This is a genomic window from Hungatella sp. SL.1.14, from assembly GCF_024460495.1.
GTDB classification, from domain to species: domain Bacteria; phylum Bacillota; class Clostridia; order Lachnospirales; family Lachnospiraceae; genus Hungatella; species Hungatella hathewayi.
In genome coordinates this window covers 274,726-299,418 of record NZ_JANFYJ010000001.1, presented here as the reverse complement: position 1 = coordinate 299,418, position 24,693 = coordinate 274,726, and the positions used below count along the sequence as shown (strand labels likewise).

28 protein-coding genes are annotated in these 24,693 nt (G+C 50.1%); 26 read left to right on the top strand and 2 right to left on the bottom strand.

Translation table 11 applies throughout. The annotated features are described in order from the left end of the window. Positions 1-4 precede the first annotated feature (4 nt). The 6 genes from NE473_RS01485 (at position 5) to NE473_RS01460 (ending at position 4,582) form a co-directional block, all read left to right on the top strand. Entirely contained in the window at positions 5-1,252 is a 1,248-nt protein-coding gene (locus tag NE473_RS01485; RefSeq protein WP_022032464.1) for a competence/damage-inducible protein A, read from the top strand. 21 nt (positions 1,253-1,273) lie between these two features. Next, positions 1,274-2,614: a hypothetical protein gene (locus NE473_RS01480; protein ID WP_242866045.1), complete on the top strand. Its 1,341-nt coding sequence runs from the start codon at positions 1,274-1,276 to the stop codon at positions 2,612-2,614. Next, entirely contained in the window at positions 2,595-2,984 is a 390-nt protein-coding gene (locus NE473_RS01475) for a hypothetical protein (RefSeq protein WP_055648935.1), read from the top strand. Before NE473_RS01480 ends, NE473_RS01475 begins: the two co-directional genes overlap by 20 nt. A 7-nt stretch (positions 2,985-2,991) precedes the next feature. Further along, on the top strand, positions 2,992-3,909 hold the full coding sequence (locus tag NE473_RS01470) for a DUF2953 domain-containing protein (RefSeq protein WP_155560675.1): 918 nt from the start codon (positions 2,992-2,994) through the stop codon (positions 3,907-3,909). Between the two features lie 74 nt (positions 3,910-3,983). Next, entirely contained in the window at positions 3,984-4,388 is a 405-nt protein-coding gene (locus tag NE473_RS01465) for a GerW family sporulation protein (protein WP_006775033.1), read from the top strand. Between the two features lie 56 nt (positions 4,389-4,444). Next, positions 4,445-4,582: a hypothetical protein gene (locus NE473_RS01460; protein ID WP_002604166.1), complete on the top strand. Its 138-nt coding sequence runs from the start codon at positions 4,445-4,447 to the stop codon at positions 4,580-4,582. A gap of 151 nt (positions 4,583-4,733) precedes the next feature. Here the strand turns inward: NE473_RS01460 and rpmB are convergent, their stop codons facing one another. Continuing rightward, positions 4,734-4,919 carry a 50S ribosomal protein L28 gene (gene rpmB, locus NE473_RS01455; protein ID WP_006775035.1) on the bottom strand — a complete coding sequence of 62 codons (186 nt, stop codon included), beginning with the start codon at positions 4,917-4,919 and terminating at the stop codon, positions 4,734-4,736. Positions 4,920-5,085: 166 nt separating this feature from the next. On the opposite strand from rpmB, the gene NE473_RS01450 reads away from it, so the two are divergent. The 15 genes from NE473_RS01450 to NE473_RS01380 all read left to right on the top strand — a co-directional run bounded on the left by NE473_RS01450 (position 5,086) and on the right by NE473_RS01380 (position 18,140). Beyond that, positions 5,086-5,442: an Asp23/Gls24 family envelope stress response protein gene (locus tag NE473_RS01450; protein WP_002604164.1), complete on the top strand. Its 357-nt coding sequence runs from the start codon at positions 5,086-5,088 to the stop codon at positions 5,440-5,442. Positions 5,443-5,456: 14 nt separating this feature from the next. Next, positions 5,457-7,127 carry a DAK2 domain-containing protein gene (locus NE473_RS01445; RefSeq protein ID WP_022032468.1) on the top strand — a complete coding sequence of 557 codons (1,671 nt, stop codon included), beginning with the start codon at positions 5,457-5,459 and terminating at the stop codon, positions 7,125-7,127. 90 nt (positions 7,128-7,217) lie between these two features. After that, positions 7,218-9,269 (top strand): ATP-dependent DNA helicase RecG, encoded by a 2,052-nt coding sequence (gene recG / locus NE473_RS01440; RefSeq protein ID WP_055648933.1) that lies wholly within the window; start codon positions 7,218-7,220, stop codon positions 9,267-9,269. Between the two features lie 88 nt (positions 9,270-9,357). Beyond that, the gene (locus tag NE473_RS01435; protein ID WP_022032470.1) at positions 9,358-10,050 is read left to right on the top strand and encodes a DUF975 family protein; all 693 of its coding nucleotides are present in this window, start codon (positions 9,358-9,360) and stop codon (positions 10,048-10,050) included. Between the two features lie 134 nt (positions 10,051-10,184). Continuing rightward, complete coding sequence (locus tag NE473_RS01430; RefSeq protein ID WP_055648932.1) at positions 10,185-11,123, top strand: AAA family ATPase; 939 nt, start codon at positions 10,185-10,187, stop codon at positions 11,121-11,123. Beyond that, complete coding sequence (locus tag NE473_RS01425; RefSeq protein WP_006775041.1) at positions 11,124-12,257, top strand: DUF58 domain-containing protein; 1,134 nt, start codon at positions 11,124-11,126, stop codon at positions 12,255-12,257. Next, entirely contained in the window at positions 12,244-13,176 is a 933-nt protein-coding gene (locus NE473_RS01420; RefSeq protein WP_055648931.1) for a hypothetical protein, read from the top strand. The genes NE473_RS01425 and NE473_RS01420 overlap by 14 nt, the downstream gene beginning before the upstream one ends. A gap of 4 nt (positions 13,177-13,180) precedes the next feature. Then, complete coding sequence (gene udk, locus NE473_RS01415; protein ID WP_006775043.1) at positions 13,181-13,795, top strand: uridine kinase; 615 nt, start codon at positions 13,181-13,183, stop codon at positions 13,793-13,795. A gap of 21 nt (positions 13,796-13,816) precedes the next feature. Then, a complete protein-coding gene (locus tag NE473_RS01410; RefSeq protein ID WP_022032474.1) occupies positions 13,817-14,074 on the top strand; it encodes a hypothetical protein in 258 nt (85 codons plus the stop codon). Further along, complete coding sequence (locus NE473_RS01405; protein WP_006775045.1) at positions 14,071-14,568, top strand: GNAT family N-acetyltransferase; 498 nt, start codon at positions 14,071-14,073, stop codon at positions 14,566-14,568. The genes NE473_RS01410 and NE473_RS01405 overlap by 4 nt, the downstream gene beginning before the upstream one ends. Before the next feature lie 58 nt (positions 14,569-14,626). Then, complete coding sequence (locus tag NE473_RS01400) at positions 14,627-16,012, top strand: MerR family transcriptional regulator (RefSeq protein WP_055648930.1); 1,386 nt, start codon at positions 14,627-14,629, stop codon at positions 16,010-16,012. A gap of 128 nt (positions 16,013-16,140) precedes the next feature. Continuing rightward, positions 16,141-16,347, top strand: coding sequence for an alpha/beta-type small acid-soluble spore protein (locus NE473_RS01395; RefSeq protein ID WP_002604153.1), 207 nt, complete (start codon positions 16,141-16,143; stop codon positions 16,345-16,347). A gap of 129 nt (positions 16,348-16,476) precedes the next feature. Continuing rightward, positions 16,477-17,040, top strand: coding sequence for a 16S rRNA (guanine(966)-N(2))-methyltransferase RsmD (gene rsmD / locus NE473_RS01390; protein WP_006775047.1), 564 nt, complete (start codon positions 16,477-16,479; stop codon positions 17,038-17,040). Continuing rightward, positions 17,037-17,522 (top strand): pantetheine-phosphate adenylyltransferase, encoded by a 486-nt coding sequence (gene coaD / locus NE473_RS01385; RefSeq protein WP_006775048.1) that lies wholly within the window; start codon positions 17,037-17,039, stop codon positions 17,520-17,522. Before rsmD ends, coaD begins: the two co-directional genes overlap by 4 nt. A gap of 36 nt (positions 17,523-17,558) precedes the next feature. Next, positions 17,559-18,140 carry a hypothetical protein gene (locus tag NE473_RS01380; RefSeq protein ID WP_006775049.1) on the top strand — a complete coding sequence of 194 codons (582 nt, stop codon included), beginning with the start codon at positions 17,559-17,561 and terminating at the stop codon, positions 18,138-18,140. On the opposite strand, the gene NE473_RS01375 is transcribed toward NE473_RS01380, so the two are convergent. Next, complete coding sequence (locus NE473_RS01375) at positions 18,097-19,023, bottom strand: hypothetical protein (RefSeq protein WP_055648929.1); 927 nt, start codon at positions 19,021-19,023, stop codon at positions 18,097-18,099. The two genes, NE473_RS01380 and NE473_RS01375, sit on opposite strands and share 44 nt — an antisense overlap. A gap of 57 nt (positions 19,024-19,080) precedes the next feature. Here NE473_RS01375 and NE473_RS01370 point away from each other — a divergent pair, with 57 nt between their 5' ends. From NE473_RS01370 to NE473_RS01350, 5 genes are all read left to right on the top strand, one after another. Continuing rightward, a complete protein-coding gene (locus NE473_RS01370; protein ID WP_490393351.1) occupies positions 19,081-19,884 on the top strand; it encodes a M23 family metallopeptidase in 804 nt (267 codons plus the stop codon). 74 nt (positions 19,885-19,958) lie between these two features. Next, on the top strand, positions 19,959-21,332 hold the full coding sequence (locus NE473_RS01365) for an RsmF rRNA methyltransferase first C-terminal domain-containing protein (protein ID WP_081034779.1): 1,374 nt from the start codon (positions 19,959-19,961) through the stop codon (positions 21,330-21,332). Further along, a complete protein-coding gene (locus NE473_RS01360) occupies positions 21,332-22,075 on the top strand; it encodes a pseudouridine synthase (protein ID WP_022032482.1) in 744 nt (247 codons plus the stop codon). The genes NE473_RS01365 and NE473_RS01360 overlap by 1 nt, the downstream gene beginning before the upstream one ends. After that, positions 22,072-22,740: an HAD family hydrolase gene (locus tag NE473_RS01355; protein ID WP_006776297.1), complete on the top strand. Its 669-nt coding sequence runs from the start codon at positions 22,072-22,074 to the stop codon at positions 22,738-22,740. Before NE473_RS01360 ends, NE473_RS01355 begins: the two co-directional genes overlap by 4 nt. Beyond that, positions 22,737-24,677, top strand: coding sequence for a YgiQ family radical SAM protein (locus NE473_RS01350; RefSeq protein ID WP_022032483.1), 1,941 nt, complete (start codon positions 22,737-22,739; stop codon positions 24,675-24,677). The genes NE473_RS01355 and NE473_RS01350 overlap by 4 nt, the downstream gene beginning before the upstream one ends. The last annotated feature ends 16 nt before the right edge of the window (positions 24,678-24,693 follow it).

Sequence of the window (24,693 nt, the reverse complement as noted above, 5' to 3'; positions counted from 1 at the left end):
CATTATGGTTGTTGAATTAATTTCAGTCGGAACAGAACTTTTACTCGGAAATATCGTGAATACCAACGCCCAGTTTCTCGCGGAGAAATGCGCGTCACTCGGTCTGTCCATGTACCATCAGGTCACGGTGGGAGACAACCGGGAACGGCTGGCGGAGGACATCAGTACGGCGCTTAAGAGGGCGGACATCATCATCCTTACCGGTGGCCTGGGCCCTACGGAGGACGACATCACAAAGGAGGTCTGTGCCGACGTTATGGGATTTAAGCTGGTGGAAGATCCGCATACGAGAGAGCGGATCGAGGCGTATTTCAAAGATGGCATTTATCCGGTCATCACGGATAACAACTGGAAACAGGCTCTTGTTCCGGAAGGCTGCAAGGTTCTCGACAATCATAACGGTACAGCCCCCGGACTGATTATGGAAAAGGATGGAAAGACGGCGATTCTTCTTCCGGGTCCCTTTAACGAGTTAAAGCCTCTTTTTCTGGATGAGGTTTCCCCCTGCCTTCAGAAATTACAGCCTGAGGTGATCCGTTCCCAGATGATCAAGATCTGCGGCCATGGGGAGAGCCAGGTGGAAGACCAGATCAAGGACCTGATCGCCGCACAGACGAATCCGACCATTGCTCCTTACGCGAAGACGGCAGAGGTACACTTACGCGTTACGGCGCGCGCCGCCGATGACGAGACCGCCAAAAGTCTGATCAAGCCGGTAGTAAAAGAAATCAAGAACCGGTTCGGCGACGATATCTATACGACGAAGGAAGAGGAGACCCTGGAGATGGCGGTTGTCCGTCTCCTTAAAAAGTATGAGCTCACGGTTACCACTGCCGAATCCTGCACCGGCGGACTGATCGCCGGACGCCTGGTGAATGTGTCCGGAGCCTCCGAAGTGTTCCGCGAGGGCTTTGTCACCTACTCCAATAAGGCAAAGAGAAAAATCCTCGATGTCAGCAAGGGAACGCTTAAGAAGTACGGCGCAGTCAGCGAACAGACTGCGAAGGAGATGGCCACGGGAGGCGTATTTGCCACTGACGCCGACGTCTGTATCGCCGTTACCGGAATTGCCGGACCTTCAACCGAAGGGGACAAGCCTGTCGGACTCGTCTACATTGCCTGCTATATGAAGGATAAAGTGAAGGTGGAGGAATACCACTTTAAGGGCAACCGGGACAAGATCCGGGAACAGGCAGTCGTAAAATCACTGGATCTCCTGCGCAGGTCCATACTCGCAAATTATCGGGGATAAGTCTTCAGGAGGATAAATACATTGGAAACCCGTTTCATAAAAAAACAGATGACAGCGGCGTATCAATATTCTTATACGAGGCTGGCGCTTAATTACTATACGTTATACGAAACTATAACAGAAGAACCGGAGCTGTCCGGAAAGGGAGGAGCATTTCTCGCCACCCTTCACGAACTCATCGGAGCGTTTCTGGAGGGCGGAGACATCCTTTCCCGTCTGGATCAGCTCCGGGAAGAAGTTACCCGTGAAGTGGAGATTCTGACGGCTTACACGGACTGCTTTCAGATCTATGAATACGTGTTAAACCGCATGGAGAGATCCTACCGGTCTCTGCCGAAAACAGGCCTTGACGATGAGTCCTTCCTGGCCATGCTGATGGCATTTATTACGAATACCAGGGAATCCGCCGTCATGAACGGGCGCATCCGTCAGATTATCGGCCAGCTTCCCGTTCGTCTGACAAAACAGAAATTCTACGGCCTCGTGCTGGAGGGGCTCTCGGTTTATATCGGTTCCCCCGTGGAAAGCCTTCATGACATGATGTATACGCTCAGGACCGAGTCCATGGCTTCCCTTCCGGAGGGAATGGCGGAGGGGCGAAGGCCCCTGTATGAGACGCTGATGCAGTTCGGCCATATGGATTACCGCAGCCTTTCCCCGGAGGCGTTTACGGAAGCACAGGCGAAGCTGATGGGCGTAAGCGCCGAGTTAAACGAAGAAGCGGAATGCTTTGTAAGCCTTCAGGAAATCATCAATGATTTATACGTTCTTTCTCTTGCGAAAAGCGATGCGGTCATTGATGTCAACGAGGAAAATCTCTATCGTTCCATCATCGCCGGTGTCCAGGACAATCTGATGAAGAAAGACGGCAGTGAACCGGCTGACTCCTTTGCCGCGCTTCTCACACAGATGGAAGGACGTCAGGAGGCCTATTACGAGAGATTTCTCCGCTCGGAAATTCCGCCGGAGACACCGGAACTGCTCGCTGATCCGGATTATGTGAGAGCCCGCAACATTGATCTTCTCCTTTCCGGAAGCTCTTTTATGAGTTTAAAGAAGACTGCCGCAGAGAATGATCCAAAGGAGAGCGAACTTAAGAAGCTGGCAGACCGCGCGTATCTGGAAAAAACCGCGGAAGCGTATTTCAGTGAACTGGATACCGTTTTTTCCGACACCTCCAGGCCGGTCATGCGCGCCATCATGGCGAAAGTACTGTCGGATCTTCCGGTGTACTTTCATTCGATCGACGAGATTAAGTCTTACATCAGAGGGAGCCTGGAAAGCTGCGGGGACGAGGCGGAAAAAGAAACCTGCAAGGAATTATTGGAAGAGCTGATGGAATATGAAAATAAGCTGGTATGACCACTTGTACGTGGGTGACAAGGCGAAAAAAAAGCGTTATCAGATCATACAGTCAATCAGAAATTCCCGCCTGATTTCGGGGGCTTATGTGATTACACCCTCATTAAGTGGGAATAATGTACTTGATATCTATCCGGCCATGGAGCTTTCTGCCCCGTGGTACAGGGAAGATGAGTTCTTTATTATTGGAATCGCGGCCGACTACTGGGAGGCCTTAGAGGTGACGAGACAGATCGTGGAGGAGCTGTATCAGAATACCGGCGGCTTCGACTTGACCGGATATTTAAACGGCCGGCCGCTGCGAAAGAGTCACCGTGACGATCCGGCTCAGGGCATGTCCGAACATGTTCCGGAAGCCGGCAGGATGTGAGGTGTCCATGCTTCCTATCATATTATTTATTTTAAAGCTGCTGGGAATTCTGGTACTGATTCTGCTGGGACTCGTTCTCGGAGTGCTCCTTCTGATTCTTCTTGTACCGGTCAGATACCGGATCGAAGGCTCCTATTATGAACAGTTGAAGGGGAAGGCCCGCATCACATGGCTGCTACATATTGTTTCTGTAACGGCAGCCTTTGAAGACGAGTTTTCCGTTGGGATCCGCCTGTTTGGCTTCCGGCTTTTTAAGCCTGTGGAGGAGAGCAGGGAAGATGCCGAAGATATGATGGTTCATGCCATGGAAACGACGGACCGGGAAACCGAAGAATTCACCGGCGATCTGGTAAGAGATGCAGAAAAATCCGGCAAAAAACAGCTGGCGGAAGAGGGAAAGCAAGTGCCTTTGCCGGAGGAACCACGCCCCGGCCGGGAAAAGGAAGCCAGCCAGGCAAGCGATGAAAAAAACGGGAAAGCCGGGAAAACTGCCGACAGGCTTTCGTCAATTTACGCAAAACTTAAGTTTTCTTTCAAGGGGATGTGTGATAAACTAAAAGCCATAAAAGAGAAAAAAGAAGAGATTCAGGCATGGATTACCGATGAAAATAACAGAAAGACCATCCGCCTTCTTTTAAAGCAGTTAAAGAAACTGGTCCGCCACCTCCTTCCCCGAAAGGGAAAGGGCGAAGTGGTATTCGGCTTCGACGATCCCTATACGACCGGACAGGTCTTAACTGCGGTCAGCGTGATTTATCCGTTCTGCCATAAGCTGATTGATATCTATCCGGAGTTTGACAGACAGGTATTTACGGCGGAGGGACATTTTAGCGGAAGAATCCGGGCAGGCACACTGCTTCTCATCGCGGGAAGAATGCTGCTCGATAAGAATTTCAGAGGCCTTTTAAGAAAATGGCTTCGGTAAGCGGACAACACACGTCCGTCATGTCCGATAAAACAGGGCACGCTGAGTGCTCATAGCGAGGAGGAACTATTCAGATGGCAGATAATTATTTTACCTCTACAGTGGAGGCTCTGTTCAAGGGTATGGATACCTTTGTGACAACAAAAACCGTAGTGGGAGAGGCAGTAAAGGTGGATGATACCATCATCCTTCCTCTGGTGGATGTGACCTGCGGTATGGCTGCCGGTTCATTTGCTGAGAATTCAAAACAGAAGGGCGCAGGCGGTATGAATGCAAAGATGAGTCCCAGCGCAATTTTAATCATCCAGAACGGGGTGACTAAGCTGGTCAACATCAAACAGCAGGATGCCATGACAAAGATTCTGGACATGGTGCCTGACTTCGTGAATAAATTTACAGGGGGATCCCATGACATATCCCCTGATGCACTGAAAGTAGCGGAGGAGATGGCCGCGGCGGAAGAGACGGATCAGGAATAAGAATAGGATAAGCCGCATACTATATCATATAGCATGGTAACGGATTGAGGGATGATATGAAGAGGGTATGTGGTCTGATGCTGTTCTGCTTCGGTGCAGGAATGGCAATTCTGCTTTTTATCCCGGCAACAATTATGACGATATTATTCATCATCGCCTGTATGGTTCTGGGATATAACTTATTCTGCTGGTAATGAGCGATTGTTGGAAACGGGAGAGACGTGTCCTGGTGCCCGTTTCCGATTAAAATAAAGAGCCGAACTGCCCTGGCAGCCAGCTGTTTCTCCACCTATGATATCAAAAACTCCAGGCTGACAACAGCCTGGAGTTTTCTTTCTTAAATGATTAAGCTCTCTCAACTAAACCGGATCTTAAGCAGGAAGTACATACGTACATCTTCTTAGCGCCTCCGTTAACTTTAACCTTAACGGACTTTACGTTTGCTTTCCACATCTTGTTAGATCTTCTATGGGAATGGCTCACCGCATTACCAAAGTGAGCAGCTTTTTCACAGATTGCACATTTAGCCATGTTTGCACCTCCTTAAACGCTACTTGGATTTTCTGTTATAAAAATCCACAACAAATGTATGATAACAGAAATTGCATAGTTTTGCAAGTGAAATTTAAAAATTTGTTTCTTTTTTTGGGAAAATAATGTATAATCAAATCAGTCAGAATGATAGGAGGTAAAAATTATGAAGGGTTACATCAACAATAAACTGGGTGAAATCCAGATTGGCCCTGATGTTATCGCTATGTATGCGGGCACTACCGCAGTGGAATGTTTCGGTATTGTCGGCATGGCGGCTGTCAGCATGAAGGACGGCCTTGTTAAGCTTTTAAAACGCGAAAGTCTGACGCACGGAATCAACGTGAATATACAGGACAACCATATCACCATCGACTTCCATGTCATCGTAGCATATGGAATCAGTATTTCGGCAGTTGCTGACAATCTGATCGAAAATGTGAAGTACAAAGTAGAAGAATTCACCGGCATGACGGTAGATAAGATCAACATCTTCGTTGAAGGTGTAAGAGTGATAGATTAAGGAGGAAACTACCTGTGGGTATGAAGTATATAGACGGAGAGATGCTGAAGAAAGCATTTTTGGCCGGTGCAAAAGGATTGGAAGCTAAGAAGGAATGGATCAATGAACTCAACGTATTCCCAGTTCCGGACGGGGATACGGGTACGAATATGACGATGACCATCATGTCGGCGGCAAGAGAAGTGGCGGCCATCGAACATCCGGACATGGAATCTCTGGCAAAGGCCATTTCTTCCGGCTCATTAAGAGGCGCCCGCGGCAACTCCGGCGTTATTCTTTCCCAGCTTTTCAGAGGCTTTACAAAAGAAATAAAGACGGTGGATAAGATCACGACCACAACGCTTGCGAATTCCTTCGTCAGGGCGACGGAGACGGCTTATAAGGCCGTTATGAAGCCGAAGGAGGGAACGATCCTGACTGTCGCCAAGGGAATGGCCGACAAGGCCGTGGAACTGGTGACGGAGACGGAAGATATCATCGAATTCTGTCAGAAGGTGATTGAACACGGCGATTACGTGCTGAGCCAGACGCCGGAGATGCTGCCCGTTCTGAAGCAGGCCGGTGTCGTCGATTCCGGCGGACAGGGCCTTATGCAGGTCGTAAAGAGCGCTCTGGACTGTCTGATGGGCAAGGAACTGGATTTATCCGTAGAAGGCGTTAAGAGCGCTGCAGGCGTATCCGGCGGTGCTGCGGTGACCGATGATTTCGATATCAGGTTCGGCTACTGCACCGAATTTATTGTAAATCTGGAAAAGCCTTACGACGAGAAGAGCGAACACGATTTTAAGGGATATTTAGAGTCTATCGGCGATTCCATCGTTGTCGTTTCCGACGACGATATCGTCAAGGTTCACGTCCATACCAATGATCCGGGACTTGCGATCCAGAAGGCGCTGACCTACGGCTCCCTGTCACGCATGAAGATTGATAACATGAGGGAAGAGCATCAGGAAAAGCTGATCAAGGACTCAGAGAAGCTGGCTGCTGCACAGAAAGAGGCTGAAGAGAAGGACGCGGGGCCGAGAAAGCCTTACGGATTCATCTCCGTATCAGTGGGAGAGGGGCTTGACGAGATCTTTAAGGGAATCGGAGCCGACTACCTCATCCAGGGCGGCCAGACCATGAATCCCAGTACTGAAGATATGTTAAATGCCATCGACCGGGTAAACGCCGATACTGTTTATATCCTTCCGAATAACAAGAACATCATTCTTGCGGCAGAACAGGCCAAAAAGCTTACAAAGGATAAGCATGTCATCGTAATCCCCTCCAGGACGATCCCACAGGGAATTACCGCTCTGATCAACTTCGCTCCCGATTTATCCGCGGAAGAGAATGAGAAGGTGATGACCGAAGAGATGCAGCGCGTAAAGACCGGCCAGATTACGTATGCGGTGCGCAATACCACGATTGATGACATCGAGATCACCGAGGGGGACATTATGGCTCTCGGAGACCACGGAATCCTGGCGGCCGGGAAAGCCATTGAGCAGACGGCTCTGGAATCCATGAAGTCCATGGTGGATGAAGAATCTGAGCTGATTACCATCTATTACGGCGCAGATGTGTCAGAAGAAGATGCAGAAACGCTTCGCGAAAAGGCCGAGGATTCCTTCGGCGACTGTGAAGTAGAGCTGCATCCGGGCGGTCAGCCAATCTACTATTATCTGATATCCGTAGAGTAGAACAGAAGAAACAGAATTAGCTCCCGGGCAGACGAACTGTCCGGGAACTTTTTACTGTATTGTATATATGATGTGAAAGGTGAAGGAAATATGAATCAACAACCGCTTGATAGCTTAAAGGGCATCGGTGAAAAGACAGGCAGGCTGTTTGCAAAGCTGGGGATTGAAACCGTGGATGAACTGCTGGAATACTATCCCCGGGCCTACGACGCCTGCGAGGAGCCTGTGTCCGTCGGCGAGCTGAAGCCGGATACCGTGATGGCGGTCTCCGGAGTGCTGTTTAAGAGCGCGGAGGTGAAGCGTTACAGCCATATTCAGGTGATTACCACCATGATCCGGGACATTACCGGCTCCCTGACGCTTACCTGGTACAATATGCCCTATCTGCACGCCACCTTAAAGGCCGGTATGCGCGCCGTATTCCGCGGACGCGTGGTTAAGAAGAACGGCCGCCTTACGATGGAACAGCCGGAGATCTTTCTGGGAGATGCCTACGGAGAGGTCATTCATTCCATGCAGCCCATCTACGGACAGACAAAGGGACTTCCCAACAAGACCATTGTGCGGGCAGTGAAACAGGCGCTGTCGGCAAGACAGATGGTCCGCGATTACATGCCCCTGGATTTGCGGATTCGCCATGAACTGGCAGAATATAATTTTGCCATCGAGCATATTCATTTTCCCACAGACCGGACAGAACTTCTTTTTGCCAGAAAGCGCCTCGTTTTCGATGAGTTTTTCCTGTTTCTCATGGCGGTGCGCCGCCTAAAGGACAGGCGTGTGGACCGGGAAAGCCATTTTCCGATGAAGCCATCCGATGAAGTGATGAGACTTGTAAAAAATCTCCCCTACGCGCTGACCAATGCGCAAAACAAAGTACTGACGGAAGTATTTCGCGATATGACCGGTAAAAAGGTGATGAACCGGTTAATTCAGGGAGATGTGGGCTCCGGTAAAACCATAATCGCCGTCCTCGCTCTGCTGGAGACCGCCTGCAACGGGTTTCAGGGTGCTCTTATGGTGCCGACGGAGGTTCTTGCGCGTCAGCACTACGAGTCAATGCTCTCCCTGTTTGAAGAAAACGGCATTGAGAAACAGGTCGTGCTGGTAACCGGCTCCATGACGGCAAAGGAGAAGCGTACTGCTTACGAAAAGATCGCCTCCCATGAGGCGGATATCATCGTTGGAACCCATGCGCTCATACAGGAAAAGGTAGTCTACGATAAGCTTGCCCTCGTCATCACCGACGAACAGCACCGCTTCGGCGTCAGCCAGCGTGAGATGCTGGGAGACAAGGGGGATGAGCCCCACATACTCGTTATGAGTGCGACGCCGATTCCCAGGACTCTGGCTATTATCATATACGGCGATCTCGATATCTCCATTATCGATGAGCTGCCGGCCAACCGGCTTCCTATTAAGAACTGTGTCGTAGACACCAGCTACCGCAGCACGGCATACTCCTTTATAAAGGGAGAGGTGGCCGCCGGGCGCCAGGCCTACGTGATCTGTCCTATGGTAGAGGCCAGTGAGATGATTGAGGCGGAGAACGTTCTCGATTACTCCAAAAAACTTCAGAGCGCACTTCCGGGAATTTCAGTAGAATACCTTCACGGCAAGATGAAGGCCAGGGAGAAAAACGCAATTATGGAACGGTTTGCCGCAGGGGAGATTAAGGTTCTTGTCTCCACCACAGTCGTGGAAGTGGGAGTCAACGTTCCCAACGCCACCGTGATGATGATTGAAAATGCGGAGCGATTCGGACTGGCCCAGCTCCATCAGCTTCGGGGCCGTGTAGGGCGTGGAAAGCACCAGTCCTACTGCATTCTCGTGGATGGTTCCGGTCAGGAAGGAACCAGGGAGCGTCTGACCATATTGAGTAAATCCAATGACGGTTTTTTTATCGCCTCCGAGGATTTAAAGCTGCGGGGGCCGGGAGATATCTTCGGACTCAGACAGAGCGGAGACTTGGAGTTTAAGCTGGCCGATATCTTTACCGATGCCAACATCTTAAAGACCGTATCCGAAGAGGTCAACCGTCTGCTTGACGAAGATCCGGAACTCACCTCAGAGGAGCATATTGAGCTGGGAAAAAAACTCAGCCTTTATTTGGAGAAAAGCTATGACAAGCTGAATCTGTAAATACAGGGTTGAAATTAACAGGGCAGCATGGTAAACTTATGTTGTTAAAAATATAACGGCATCTGTCTTACAATTAAGGAGGGCTTATATGAACAGACAGGAGTTAAAATTTGATGCAAAGGAAAAGATGCGGCAGGCGGCTGTAAATCCCTATGTGGTTACCATCATCATGGGAGTCATCATCGTTATTATGTCTGTTGTTCAGGTGGTTCTCAATGTCTGGGGTGAGCTCATCTCCTCGGGAACTGCCGTCAGCGGAGGAGAATTCAGTACATACGTCGTTTCCTCCATTGTATTTTTTGTTGTTTACTTATTGATCAGTACAATTCTGCAGTTTGGTTACAGCTCCTACTGTTTGAAGGTGGCGAACCGGGACAGTTCCATGTCCTACGGGGATTTGTTTTCGTCGCTGAAATATCTGCTGAAGGCCATCGGACTGACGCTTATGATCTCAATATTTGTTATGCTGTGGTGTCTGTTGCTGATTATACCGGGTATCATTGCTGCGTACCGTTATTCCCAGGCCATCTTCATCATGGTTGAGAATCCAGATAAAGGTGTGATGCAGTGTATCCGTGAAAGCAAAGAGATGATGGCTGGACACAAGATGGAATACTTCATTTTAGAAATCTCTTTCTTCTTCTGGATGCTGCTGGGCAGTGTTACCTGCGGTCTGGCGTACATCTATGTCTATCCGTATATGACGGTTACGTTTGCCAATTACTATAACCGCTTAAAGCCGGTGTCCGTGGTTTACGAGGATGCAGGAACCACATATTAACTGAATCACAGGAAAACAGGAAAAATGACCGCCTCTTTATCCGGAAAGAGGCGGTTCTTCTTGTATGCCTGCGGTTAATTTGATAAAATAACAGGAAAGATCATCAGATCCAATTTATGGTGGGAGGCGCTGGGATGAAAGAAGCGATCGAAGCAATTAAGACAAATATCGGACGGGTACTGGTTGGAAAAGAAGAGGTGACGGACTGCCTTCTCTCTGCGATTCTGGCAGGCGGCCACGTACTTTTGGAGGATGTTCCCGGAACGGGCAAGACCATTCTGGCAAAATCTCTGGCGAAGAGCATGGAGCTTTCCTTTTCGAGGGTACAGTTTACGCCGGACCTGCTGCCGTCTGATATCACCGGTCTCAACTATTACAACCAGAAGGAGGGTGAATTCGTCTTTCGCAGAGGCCCCGTATTTACGAATCTGCTTCTTGCTGATGAGATCAACCGGGCCACGCCCAGGACACAGTCCAGTCTGCTGGAGTGTATGGAGGAGCATCAGGTCACCATCGACGGGGAGACAAAGAAGCTGGAAGAGCCGTTTTTCGTCATCGCAACCCAGAACCCCATCGAGACAGCGGGGACGTATCCGCTCCCTGAGGCCCAGTTAGACCGTTTTCTGATGCAGATTCCCATGGGACTTCCCGACGCAGCGGAGGAGAGGCAGATTCTTGAGCGTTTTGGCAGAGAGAATCCCTATGACAGCCTCACCGCCGTCTGTGACCGGGAGACACTGCTGGCGCTGATGAAGGAGGCGGAAGCGGTATACGTCCATCCGCAGCTGATGGATTATCTCGTCGAACTGGTTCTCGCTACCAGAAAGCACGGAGAAGTGGAAGGGGGCGTCAGCCCGCGCGGCAGCCTCGCCTTTTACCGGGCTGTCCGGGCCTATGCCCTGGTGAAGGGGCGGGACTACGTGGTTCCTGAGGATATAAAGGCGCTGGCCGTTCCCGTCCTGGCCCACAGGCTGGTTCTCGCCAGGACTCTGACCGGAAGAAGCACGGGCCGCCAGGTGATTGAACAGATTTTAAATACCGTCTTTGTACCTACAGAGGAGTGGAATGCATAAATGGAACTGATCCTCATGGCCCTTGGGGCCTGTATCCTCTACGTTCTTCAGCGCGCCCTGTACGAGCGGTTCTGGAAGAAAGGACTGACTGCGGATGCAGCGTTTCAGGACAATCCTGCAGTCTGCGGCAGCGAGGCATATCTCCTTGAAACTGTCATCAATGCGAAATTTCTTCCGCTTTCCATTCTGCGGGTAAAATTCCGCATCGGCAGGGAACTGGAATTCGTCACAGGAGAGAACTCCGCCGTATCCGACTATACGTACCGCAACGATGTTTTCTCGGTCTTCCCTTATCAGAAGATTACCAGAAAGCTTACGTTCCACTGCAGCAAACGCGGCTATTACGAGATCAAAAGTCTGGACCTGGTAAGCCACGATCTGTTCTTTTCCGGCCATCTCATCGAGACTCTGTCCCTGGATTCTCATTTATACGTCTATCCGGCGGCAGCGGACGGCAGCCGTCTGAACGTACCGTTCCAGAAGATGATGGGTACCTGTTTATCGAGAAACAGGCTGGTTGCCGATCCCTTTGAGTTAAAGGGAATCCGGGAATATCAGACCTACGACTCCATGCACAGCGTGAACTGGAAGGCCACCGCCCGTACCGGTGCCTTAAAGGTCAACGTTCACGAGTCCACGGCAACACAGAATATCTTCCTGTTCCTGAATATGGATTCTGACTATCCGTGGGCGTCGGAGGCTCTCAGAGAGGAAGCCGTCTCAATCTGCGGATCTTTCATCGGCGCGTTTGTCTCAGAAGGAATTCCAACCGGATTTTTCAGCAACGGAATGGATGCTTTGATCGGGGAACCATCCTTCGTTCCGGCCGGAGCGGGAGTGAGCCATGTCACCCGGTGTATGGAGGCACTCAGCCGCCTCCGCTACGACATTCCGATGACTCCCTTTGAGACGCTCATGAGGGAATGCAGCCTGGAAAAGAAAGCGGAAGACTGTCTGTATATCATGATCTCATCCTGCAGACGGCCGGAGTTGCAGACCGCATACCAGGAATTCTGCCGTTACAGCCCGGGCTCCTTATGGATTGCCCCGCTGCGGCCGGAGGACGAGGTGACGCTTTCCCTCTGTCCGGCTGCGCTTGCAATGAAGTGGGAGGTGCCTTATGACAAAATTTAAATGGATCAACCGGTGGATTACCGCTGATTTAAGCGGAATCCATATCATGACGGCCGTCCTCTGCGTCTTCCTGTATGGCGCAGGATACTTAATTCCAAGTTCCCGGCTTATGACCGCCGGATATGCCGGATTGTTTCTGACAATCCTTTTCTTTCTGTTCCATTTACAGCTCCACGCCTGTGACAACTTTTTAAGCATGCACCCGTCGACGGATCATATCCCGAAATCACAGATGAAGCTGGTAAATGGGGTCTACATGGCTGTGTTTCTGGCTGCCGCGGGTGCTTTTATGGCGGTGTTCTCCTTACTCCGCGCAGACTGGCTGATCCATGGGATTCAGTCTGTCCTGACGGCTCTGCTTCGGTTTCTGGCCCATTTTCTTCCGGAAGCGGTAAACGAGCCGGTGGAATCCATGCCTGCAGGGAGTTTTATTCCGCCCGAGTTGGGAGAGGCGGCGGATCCCTCTCTTTTTGCCAAAATTCTGGATGCGGCTGTCACCGTCATCTCCGTCATAGTCCTGGTTTTTCTCGCCGCCGCTTTGCTCAGACAGCTGTTCTTTCTGCTGCTCCGTTTCTTAAAGCCGAGAGAAGACGGGGATGAAAAGGAGTTTATAAAGCCTGCTGCCGTGTTCAGCAGAGCCGGGGCCCAGCGGACGAAGGAGACGCCTCTGTGGAGAGATTTTACGATAGAGGGAAGAATCCGCAGAGCATATAAACGGGAGATTTTAAGAAGGCTTGCCGGAAGAAACCGTATTTCCCGTACGGAAACGCCGGAGGAGCTGGAGCAAAAAAGCGGCTTGCCGGAGGAGCCTTCCCTTTGTGCGGTCTATCATCAGGTATATGAGAAGGCGCGTTATGGAAAGGGATGCACCAAAGAAGATCTGGAGCGTTTGAAATACCAAAAGACATTGGAGGAATAGAACTATGAAGAGCGTATTAATTGGAATAGCAGGAGGCACCGGTTCAGGAAAATCTACCTTTACCAACCGGTTAAAGGATGCATTTCACGATGATATCGCTGTGCTTTATCATGACAATTACTATAAAAAGCAGGATGGCATTCCCTTCGACGAACGAAAAAAGATGAATTATGACCATCCGGAGGCCTTTGAGACAGAGCTTCTTCTGGATCAGCTGGCCGGGCTGAGGAACGGGAAAACCGTCCAATGTCCCGTGTACGATTATTCCCGGCACAACCGGTCGGATCAGTTTTTAACGGTCCACCCGAAAAAGGTGATACTGGTGGAGGGAATCCTGGTCTTTGCCGACCAGAGGCTCCGCGATATGTTCGACATCAAGATTTTTGTGGAGGCGGATGCAGATGAACGGATTCTGCGGCGTGTGATCCGGGATGTCAAGGAACGGGGACGGGATATCGAAGGCGTGGTGGAACAGTATTTAACAACCGTCAAACCCATGCACTACCTGTACGTGGAACCGACCAAGCCGCTGGCGGATATTATCATAAACAGCGGAATGAACGAAGTTGCCTTCCAGCTGGTCCGGACATCGATTGAAAAAATACTGGGAGAGCCATAGAGTGATAGGAGGACACAGGCAATGTTTTTCTGGCAGAAAAAAGAAGTTCTGGTTACATTTTCACTGAACGATTTTAACCGTGTAAAGGATATTCTGGCTGCAAATCATATCCCGTATGACTGGAAGACTGTACCGTCCTGCGGCCGCCGGGGCCGCAGGACGCTGGGGACTGCATTTATGGATGAATCCGTTTTGAGACAGTACTATCTTTATGTGTCGAAAAAGGAGTATGAGCGGGCACAATATCTTGTACAGAACGTATTTGGGAGGCAGTCATGAATCCTATCCCATTTCGTATAGAAAAAGCAGTTCCGAAAGATTACTCCTCAATCTGTTGCCTGATCGCTGAAGAGCACGCAATGCATGTATTGGCCCGTCCTGATGTATTTCAGCCATGCGATGAACTTTTGACAGTGGAAGAATATGAGGCCATGCAGAAAAATGACTCATTTTTTCTGTTTACTGCCAAAACCATCGGTGATGAAACAGCAGGTCTCTGTTTTGCAAAACTGACCGAAACGGATTCCCCGCTGCTCCGCAAAAAGAAAATTCTGTATATAGAAGATTTTATTGTATCGGAATCTTTTCGTCGTCAGGGAATAGGCCGTATGCTGTATGCAAAAGTTAAAGAGACCGCAGCTTTGTCTGGAGCCTCCAGTGTGGAACTGACAGTCTGGAACTTTAACGAAAGCGCGGTTTCCTTTTACCGCGCATTAGGAATGCAGGTTCAATTTGCTCATATGGAAGAAAATATAAAGGAAAATCTCATATAAGTCTTGACATTATACCCTGTATACCCCTTATTCTGAGGCTGAAAGGAGGCGGAGTGCGATGACGATTAAAGAGGTGGAACAGCTGACAGGCATCACCCGTCAGAATATCCGTTTTTATGAAAGAGAAGGGCTGATTACGCCTCGCAGGAATCCGGAGAACCAGTACCGGGAATATTCTGCAGACGACGTAAAGACACTTCATCGAATCAGACTGTACCGGAAGCTGAACGTATCCATCGAAGATATCAGAAGGCTGGAAGACCGGACTCTGTCCCTGGAAAGCTGCATGGAACAATGTATTTCCAACACAGAAAGGGAGATGGTAAGAATGACAAAAATTAAGGAGGTTTGTGAAGAACTCAGGAAACAGGATTTAGACGGAAAGTCACCGGATGTGGAAAAAACGCTGGAGCAGATCGATGGTTATGAAAAATCAGGGTATCAGTTTACCGATATTTCCAAAGACTATTGGAGTATGGACGTTGTCTGTGAGGTAAGAAAGCTAAACAGACAGCTTATCAAAGCACTGGTATTTTCCTTTATCATGGTATTTATCTGCAACATGCTCTATTTTGCGCTGTCAAAACCGCAGTGGATGCTGATGCTGCCAGCCTCAGTGATCGGCTATACTGCGCTTTGGCTGTATTGGGCCGGAAAAAACAGGGCGGTCGTAGGAAAACATCTTCATTTTACGCCTGCGCCTGCCCGCGTTTATCTGGCTGCTGCAGTGATCGGTCTTTTGTTCTATGTGATTGTAGACGGCAGCATAACCGTCACTACGACTTTTTTTCCTGCCCCTGCAGCTCTGATAAATAATGTTACCCGCGCGGGTTCCATCTGGCTGTCTCTGGTTCTGTTTTTCAGAAATATGCTTTACAGCCTGATTGCCTGTATCCTGTTTTATGATACGTATAAGCAGAAAAGCATCATTTCCGCACTGGCGCTGAGTTCTCTGCTGTTTGCCCTGACCTGCCTCAATCCGTATACAGCGGCCGGGTACGTGTTGTTTGGAATCTGTCTGGGACTTTTATACGAGTTTACGGATTCTCTGCTTGTCAGTATGACACCAGTACTTTTTGAATCCGCCCTCACGGTTGTCCTGTGCCTTGTGGAACTGTATGTTCCCGGCACACTCCCTGAATTTACCGGAACGGGTTCCATGGCTTCCGCATCACAGCTGCTTCCATGGCTTCTGCTTGCCATACTTCTGATTCTGATCCTTCTCTATACGGTAAGCCGTATATCAGGTAAAAAAATCGACTGGAGCCAGGAATGGGAAAAAGCGCGTTCCATCTCCGCTCCTTCGTCCGGGAAAACCACGATTCTGGACTCGGCCGCTTTTCATGAAATAGAAAAAGAAAGGAAGAGAAATTACCGGCTTGCAGACGGTTCTTTCATCGCGGCTGTTCTCATAGCACTATGGTATATGACGAGCATTCTTTGACAAAAATTTTGGAAAAACCTTCTAGTGTATTATTCTTCTTCAGAGCCATAATAGGAGTGTAGCACAAAACACACCATGAAAAACACAAAACAAAAGCATGGTGATAGACGAAAAGGAGGCATATCAATATGTCAGGAAAATCTTCTAACACAACAAATGTACCAGAAGCAAGAGAAGCAATGGACAGATTCAAAATGGAAGTTGCAAACGAGATCGGTGTTCCGTTAACAAACGGTTACAACGGAAACTTAACCTCTGCACAGAACGGTTCTGTTGGTGGCTATATGGTTAAGAAAATGATCGAAGCTCAGGAAAGACAGATGGCTGGTAAATAAGCCAAAAAACAATAAGGAAGGGCCTTCAGTTTAAAACTGAAGGCTCTTTTTTACCGTTACCGGGTTGTATATCTTCCGTTTTCATACTATAATGGTACATAATACAAGAAGAATGAGGGACACCATTTCATGAGAGTAATAGCAGGAAAAGCCAGAAGGCTTCTTTTAAAAACCATAGATGGTCTGGATACGAGACCCACCACAGACCGCATCAAAGAGACTTTATTTAACATTTTAAATCCGGATCTGCCGGGAAGCACCTTTCTTGATCTCTTTTCCGGCAGCGGCGGCATCGGCATCGAGGCTTTAAGCCGGGGAGCCGACAGGGCAGTCTTTATCGAGATGAATCCCAAAGCCGCAGAATGCATACGGGAAAACCTTCAGACTACGAAGTTTACAGATGAATCCATTGTCATGAACTGCGATGTTTTAACCGGCCTTAAGCGCCTGGAGGGAAAGGATTACGTCTTTGATTTTGTCTTCATGGATCCTCCCTACGGTAAGGAATTAGAGCGCCAGGTTCTTACCTTTCTGTCAGCCTCCCCTCTCATTTCAGAGGACACGCTTATGATCGTGGAGGCAGATCTGAAAACCGGTTTTGATTATCTGGAATCCCTGGGACTCGAGTGCCGCAGGGAAAAAATCTATAAGACGAATAAACATGTTTTTATCGCAAAAGGAGAGGTTTTATGAAAACGGCCGTATATCCGGGAAGCTTTGATCCGGTAACGCTGGGCCATCTCGATATCATTGAGCGCTCGGCGCGGATGTCCGATCAGTTAATTATCGGAGTTTTGAATAATAATTCAAAAACTCCGTTGTTTTCTGTTCAAGAACGTGTTAATATGTTAAAGGAAATAACGAAAGATTTAGGCAATGTGGAAGTGAAGGCTTTTGCAGGGCTTTTAATCGATTTTGTGCGCGACAATCAGGCTGACGTGGTGATCCGCGGCCTCCGGGCCGTCACTGATTTTGAATACGAGCTTCAGCTGGCACAGACCAACCGGGTGATCGCGCCGGAAGTGGATACCATATTTTTGACAACGAATTTAAAATACTCCTATTTGAGTTCCAGCATCGTCAAGGAAATTGCATTTTATGACGGAGACATCAGTGCATTCGTTCCTGCCAGCGTGGCAGAATGCATCAGGAGAAAGATGGCAGATAGAAAATAGAATAGATAGAAAAACGGGTAAGGAGAGAGACGCATTATGATGAGTAGAATTGAACAGTTAATTGGTGAAATTGAAGAATATATCGACGGCTGTAAGTACCAGCCGCTTTCCAACAGCAAGATCGTCGTAAACCGTGACGAACTGGAAGAGCTTCTTGTGGAGCTGCGTCTTCGCATCCCGGATGAGATCAAGCAGTATCAGAAAATCATCAGCAACCGCGACGCGATCTTAAACGAAGCTCATCAGCAGGCGGATTCCATACTCGCCCAGGCTTCCGCCCATACGGATGAACTGGTAAATGAGCATGAGATTATGCAGAAGGCGTATGCCCAGGCCAACGAGATCATCAATCAGGCCAATTTACAGGCGCAGGACATCGTGGAAAAAGCCGTTTCTGACGCCAATGATATCCGCCAGAGCGCCGTCCAGTACACAGATGATATGTTAAAGAGCCTTCAGACCATCATCAGCCACTCCATGGAAGGAGCACAGGGCAGATTTGACGCCTTTATGACTTCCATGCAGTCCAGCTACGATATTGTCTCCTCCAACCGTCAGGAATTGACGGGAGCGGTTATGCCGCCCACAGAAGGCGACGGCAGTATGCCAACAGAATAAAGATTGCCGCAGAAAGCAGACTGTGAACCGCTTTCCATGCTACATAGTGCCGGATGGATAATCCGGCATTTTTTATGACGCTCTTTGTCTGAAAGATTCCTGACAGTCCGCCAAATGCGGCAGCGGCGGCGATCCACATGCCGCCTGCCATGGAAGGAATTGCCCCGGAGATGGCGCGGATTCCGGTTGTGATCTCCACAAAGCCCAGCAGAGCCGCTTTTCCGGCCGGATTATGGAGCGGAAGTCCCGTAATATAAAAAACGAGAATCGAAAACAGCATGATATAGCCGCCGATCTTCACCATGACTTCACAGGAATCCATCAGACTTTCGTCAAAGGTCAGCTGTGCCTCCCTGGCATATGGAAGCGACGGGGAGACCGCCTGTATCCCATAGACTTTTCGGGACAGCTCTGCGAGAATGAATACCGGTAAATAGACGGAGACCATTAACAGCCATACGGGGACAGCTCCCGGCAGCTCGGAAGCGGCGTAGCCCAGAAGAAACATGGGACTGGGATGGTTGCAGATGCTTAATAAGTATCTGGCTTCCGCCTTCGTGATCCGCTCCCCATCCAGAAAATCACTGCAGTTTCTCGCTCCCATGGGATAGCCGCAGAGGAGACCGGAGACGAGAATATAGCTTCCTGAGTCGGAAAGCTTTAAAACATTCCGAAGGAACCCGCGGAAGGGAAATGTCAGAATATGAATCGCGTCCAGGGCGACGATGACATTGGAGCAGATCATAAACGGCAGGAGTGCGGGAAGTACTACCGTTGCCCACAGAACCAGTCCGTTTTTTGCCCCCTGGGACGCGGCCGCCGGACTTAACAGAAGAATGCAGAGCACCGCAACCGAACAGAAGCGGAAGAAGGATTTTTTCATGAGCACCTGAATAGATTGTTTTATACAAATATATGATGAGGCTGTATCGATATGATGATGATTCTTCTTTTAATCCTGCTTCTTTCCTTCTTTCATGTGACCATGATCGATTACCTTTACAATAACCCCACCTATTACCAGCTGGACGCCTATACGTATGAGAGCGACGATTTCCGCAGCATGAAGCTGGGGAACTTAATCGCAGAATCGGGTCCCATCGATTACGATCTTCTAACCTCCCTGATGATCGAGCACAATTACGACCTGACTGACAATAAGGATACCATCTGCCATACAGACCGGCTGCTGGCCGTGAAACCGGCGGAATACCGAAAGCTGAAACAGGCGTATGAGACGGTTCTTGGCGATTTAAAGTTCTTTCCCATCCCGGAAAATACGAATGCCGCCTCTCCTCCCGTCACGTTTGAAAACGGCTGGATGGATAAGCGTACATACGGAGGGGAACGCTGCCATGAAGGCTGTGACATCATGGGTACGGAACGGCCCCGGGGATATTATCCCGTCGTTTCCATGTCGGACGGAGTCGTGGAAAAAGTAGGATGGCTGGAGAAAGGCGGGTGGCGGATCGGAATCCGTGCTCCGGGAGGAGCCTATCTCTATTACGCCCATTTGTACGGCTACAGCAGGGAGTGGCAGGAGGGAGATGCCGTAAAGGCGGGAGAACTGCTGGGATTTATGGGCGACACCGGGTACAGCACAGTAGAAGGAACCACCGGCAATTTTGAGGTCCATCTTCATGTCGGGATCTATATGAAGACGGACCATGAAGATGAAATGAGTATCAATCCCTACTGGGTATTAAAATATCTGCAGAAATACCGGTTGAAATATTCCTATTAGTATATTAAGATTGCCATAGTGTATGATCATGATTCTGACACGCTATGCCATAGAGAAAGACAGGAGTTGCACACGTGAGCGAATTGAAACTTTCGGAAGAGTACTTAAACAGAATGCGAGACTTACTGGGGGAAGAGGAATTTTCCGCCTATCTAAAAAGCTTTGACGAGGAGCGGCTGTACGGACTGCGGGTCAATACGGCAAAGACCTCGCCGGAAGCATTTCCGGAACTGGTCCCCTGGGATTTAAAGAAGATTCCCTGGATTCCTAACGGCTTTTGTTATGAGGGGACAAAACGCCCGGCCAAGGATCCTTACTATTATGCCGGCCTCTATTACCTGCAGGAGCCCAGTGCCATGACGCCGGCCATGCTGCTGCCCGTGGAGCCGGGAGACCGGGTCCTGGACTTATGCGCGGCGCCCGGAGGAAAGAGCACGGAACTGGGGGTTAAGCTGGCGGGGAAAGGCGTCCTCATCTCCAACGATATCAGCAATTCCAGGGCAAAGGCCCTGCTTAAAAACCTGGAACTCTGGGGGATCGCCAATATCTGCGTCACCAGCGAGACGCCTGATAAGCTGGCAGGTGTATTCGGACCATGGTTCGATAAAATCTTAATTGACGCGCCGTGTTCCGGAGAAGGCATGTTCCGCAAGGACGAGGATATGGTTAAAAGCTACGAAGAGCACGGGCCGGAGTATTACAGCAGGATTCAGAAGGAGATCACGGACCAGGCAGTCCGCATGCTGGCTCCGGGCGGTCTGCTGCTTTATTCCACCTGCACCTTTTCCCGCTGTGAGGATGAGGAGATCATCTGCCATATCCTGAACCGCCACGAGGAGATGGAGCTGGTAAAGCTCCCTCTGTTCGAAGGGGCGTCTGACGGAATCGGGCTTAACGGCTGCCTCCGCCTGTTCCCTCATAAGATTAAGGGAGAAGGGCATTTTATGGCGCTGCTGCATAAAAAAGGCGGTTCGGAGAGGCAGCGGACAGTCGCCCTTTTAAACGGACTTCAAAGCAGAAAGGCAGCGCCCCTTCCGGCGGAGCTCACAGAGTTTCTCTCCCTGATCGACCGTGAATTTGATCCTTCCAGAATCATGATTAAAAATGATTCTGTCTACTATCTGCCGGAGGATTTCGTTCCGGCAAAGGAACTCCGTTATCTGAGAACGGGGCTTCTGCTTGGAGAACTGAAAAACAGACGGTTTGAACCGGGACAGGCTCTCGCCATGACCCTGAAGGCGGATGAATTTCGCCGGACCATCTCCTGGAACAGGGAGGACGACCGTGTCATCCGGTACTTAAAGGGGGAAACCATCTCCCTGGCTCCGGAAGAAGGACCGGTCAAAGGCTGGTGCCTCGTCTGCGTGGATGGCAGCCCTCTGGGCTTTGCAAAGGGAACGGGCATGGCACTTAAGAATAAATATTATCCGGGATGGCGGTGGATGTGATGAAGGAACTTATGAGACTGGATAAATACTTAACTGAGATGGGCCAGGGGACGAGAAGCCAGATCAAAGAGATGGCAAGAAAGGGACGCATCACGGTCAACAGTGTGACAGAGAAAAAGAGTGATCGGAAGATTTCCCCCTCTTCCGATGCGGTCGCCGTGGATGGGCGGATCGTGGCCTATGCAGAGTACGAATATTACATGCTCCATAAACCGGAGGGCGTCGTCTCCGCAACGGAAGACAGACGGCACAGGACGGTTCTGGATCTGATTACCGGCAGGATGCGGGATGACTTGTTTCCCGTGGGCCGCCTCGATATCGACACCGAGGGCCTGCTCCTGATAACCAATGACGGAGATTTGGCCCATCGTCTGCTCTCACCGAAAAAGCATGTGGATAAGGTCTATTACGCCAAAATAGAGGGAATGCTCCCAGAAGACGCGAAGGAGCGCATGGCGGCTGGCCTGACCCTTTCCGATGGAACGGAGACGCTTCCCGCCGATTTGGAACTCGTGCGCCGCGGGGGCTGCGGGGAGTTGTCCGAGATCCGCCTTACGATTCATGAAGGAAAATTTCATCAGGTAAAACGGATGTTTGAAACACTGGGGTGTCATGTGGTATACTTAAAGAGACTATCCATGGGGACGCTTACGCTCGACGAGACACTAAAGCCGGGAGAGTACCGGCCGCTGACCCGTGAGGAACTGGAATTACTAAATAAGACAGATCAGGAGCAGGAATGATGATAGAAGAAACGAAAGCGGTCATATTCGACCTGGATGGAACGCTGGTGGACTCCATGTGGATGTGGAAGGACATCGACATCGAGTTCCTTAAAAATTACGGACATGACTGTCCCCCGGAGCTTCAGAAGGAGATCGAGGGGATGAGTTTTTCCGAGACTGCCGTCTACTTTAAAGACCGGTTCGGACTGAGAGAATCCATCGAAGACATCAAGGCTATCTGGCGGGATATGTCCATCGAAAAATACCGCTGCCACGTGCCGTTAAAAGCCGGCGCCCGTGAGTTCCTGGAGCATTTAAGGGCCAGGGGCATCGCGGCCGGTATTGCCACCAGCAATGGAAGAGAGATGGTGGATGCGGTGATCGATTCCCTGAAGATCGGAGAGTATTTTAACGTTATCGCCACAGCCTGCGAGGTGGCTGCCGGAAAACCGGCGCCTGATATCTATCTGAATGTCGCGGACCGCCTGGGCGTCATTCCGGAGGATTGTCTCGTTTTCGAGGATGTCCCTGCCGGAATTCTGGCCGGAAAACGGGCCGGCATGACGGTATGTGCCGTGGCTGATGAATTCTCCAGACATATGGAAGCGGAGAAGAAAAGTCTGGCCGACTATTTTATCCGTGATTATTACGATATTATAAACAGAAATGGAGCTGCTCTATGATACACGATTATCTGCCAATGAACCGCGCGGAAATGAACATCCGCGGCTGGAACCAATGTGACTTTGTCTATGTGAGCGGCGACGCCTATGTGGACCATCCATCCTTCGGACATGCCATCATTACCCGGCTTCTGGAGGCCCACGGATACAGGGTGGGAATCATCGCCCAGCCGGACTGGAAAGATCCGGAGAGCATCCGGGTGCTGGGAGAGCCCCGGCTGGGTTTCTTTGTATCCGGCGGAAACATGGACTCCATGGTAAACCACTATTCCGTTTCCAAAAAGAGAAGACAGCAGGATTCCTATACCCCGGGCGGCGTTATGGGAAAACGCCCGGATTACGCGACCATTGTCTACTGCAATCTGATCCGCAGCGTATATAAACGGATTCCCATTGTTATCGGCGGCATTGAAGCCAGCTTACGGCGCCTGGCCCACTACGATTACTGGTCGGACCGCTTAAAGCATTCGATTCTGATCGACTCCCAGGCGGATTTGATCTCCTATGGAATGGGAGAGCGGTCTGTCGTCGAGATTGCCGATGCGTTAAACAGCGGGATCGATGTCAGGGACATTACTTTTATTGATGGAACGGTATACAAAACCAGCAGTTTAGACAGCGTCTACGATGCGCTGACTCTGCCCTCCTACAGCGCCATGAAGGCGGATAAACTGGAATACGCCAGAAGTTATTATATCCAGTACAGCAACACGGACCCCTTTATCGGAAAACGTCTTGTAGAGCCGTACCAGGACAATTTATACGTTGTTCAGAATCCCCCTTCCAAGCCATTGACAACAGAGGAGATGGATGCCGTTTACGATCTTCCGTATATGAGAAACTACCATCCCTCCTACGAGGAGGCAGGCGGAGTTCCCGCCATACGGGAGATTAAATTCAGCCTGATCAGCAACCGCGGCTGTTTCGGAGCCTGCAGCTTCTGTGCGCTGACCTTTCATCAGGGCCGGATCATTCAGGTGAGAAGCCATGAATCGCTGGTGGCAGAGGCGAAGCTTCTGACGGAGGAACCCGACTTTAAAGGATATATTCACGATGTAGGCGGGCCTACGGCCGATTTCCGCTCGCCTGCCTGCGAGAAGCAGCTGACCAAGGGCGCCTGTCCCGGCCGCCAGTGTCTGTTCCCGGAACCGTGCAGGAATTTAAAGGCGGATCATTCCGACTATATCGAACTGCTCCGGAAGCTCCGTTCTCTGCCAAAGGTGAAAAAGGTCTTCATCCGTTCCGGCATCCGGTTTGACTACGTACTGGCAGACCCCAGCCGGAAGTTCTTAAAGGAGCTGTGCCAGTATCATGTCAGCGGCCAGTTAAAGGTGGCTCCGGAGCATGTGGCGGACAAGGTGTTAAGCCGTATGGGCAAACCGCAGAATAAGGTATACCGCCAGTTTGTCAAGGAATATAAGGATATGAACGCGCAGCTGGGCATGAAACAGTATCTCGTCCCGTATCTGATGTCCTCCCATCCAGGCTCCGGCCTGCCTGAGGCCATCGAGCTGGCCGAATATTTAAGGGACTTAGGTTACATGCCGGAACAGGTGCAGGATTTTTATCCAACTCCCTCTACCATATCCACCTGTATGTATTATACCGGATACGACCCGCGTACCATGGAAAAGGTCTATGTTCCTACGAATCCCCATGAAAAAGCCATGCAGAGAGCGCTCATCCAGTACCGCAATCCAAAGAATTACGATCTGGTGGAGGAGGCGTTAAAGAAGGCAGGCCGAACCGACCTAATCGGATATGACAAGAAATGCCTGATCCGTCCCAGATACTCGGGCGGCGGCGCATACGGCGGAGGCACAAAACCGGGAAGCGGGCAGGCAGCAGGAAGTAAAGGTCCGGGAAAACAGCGGGATGACAAGCGGACAGGAAAGAAAAAGACCATTAGAAACGTTCATAAAAAGGTTAAAAAATAAAAAGAAAAGAAGGGAT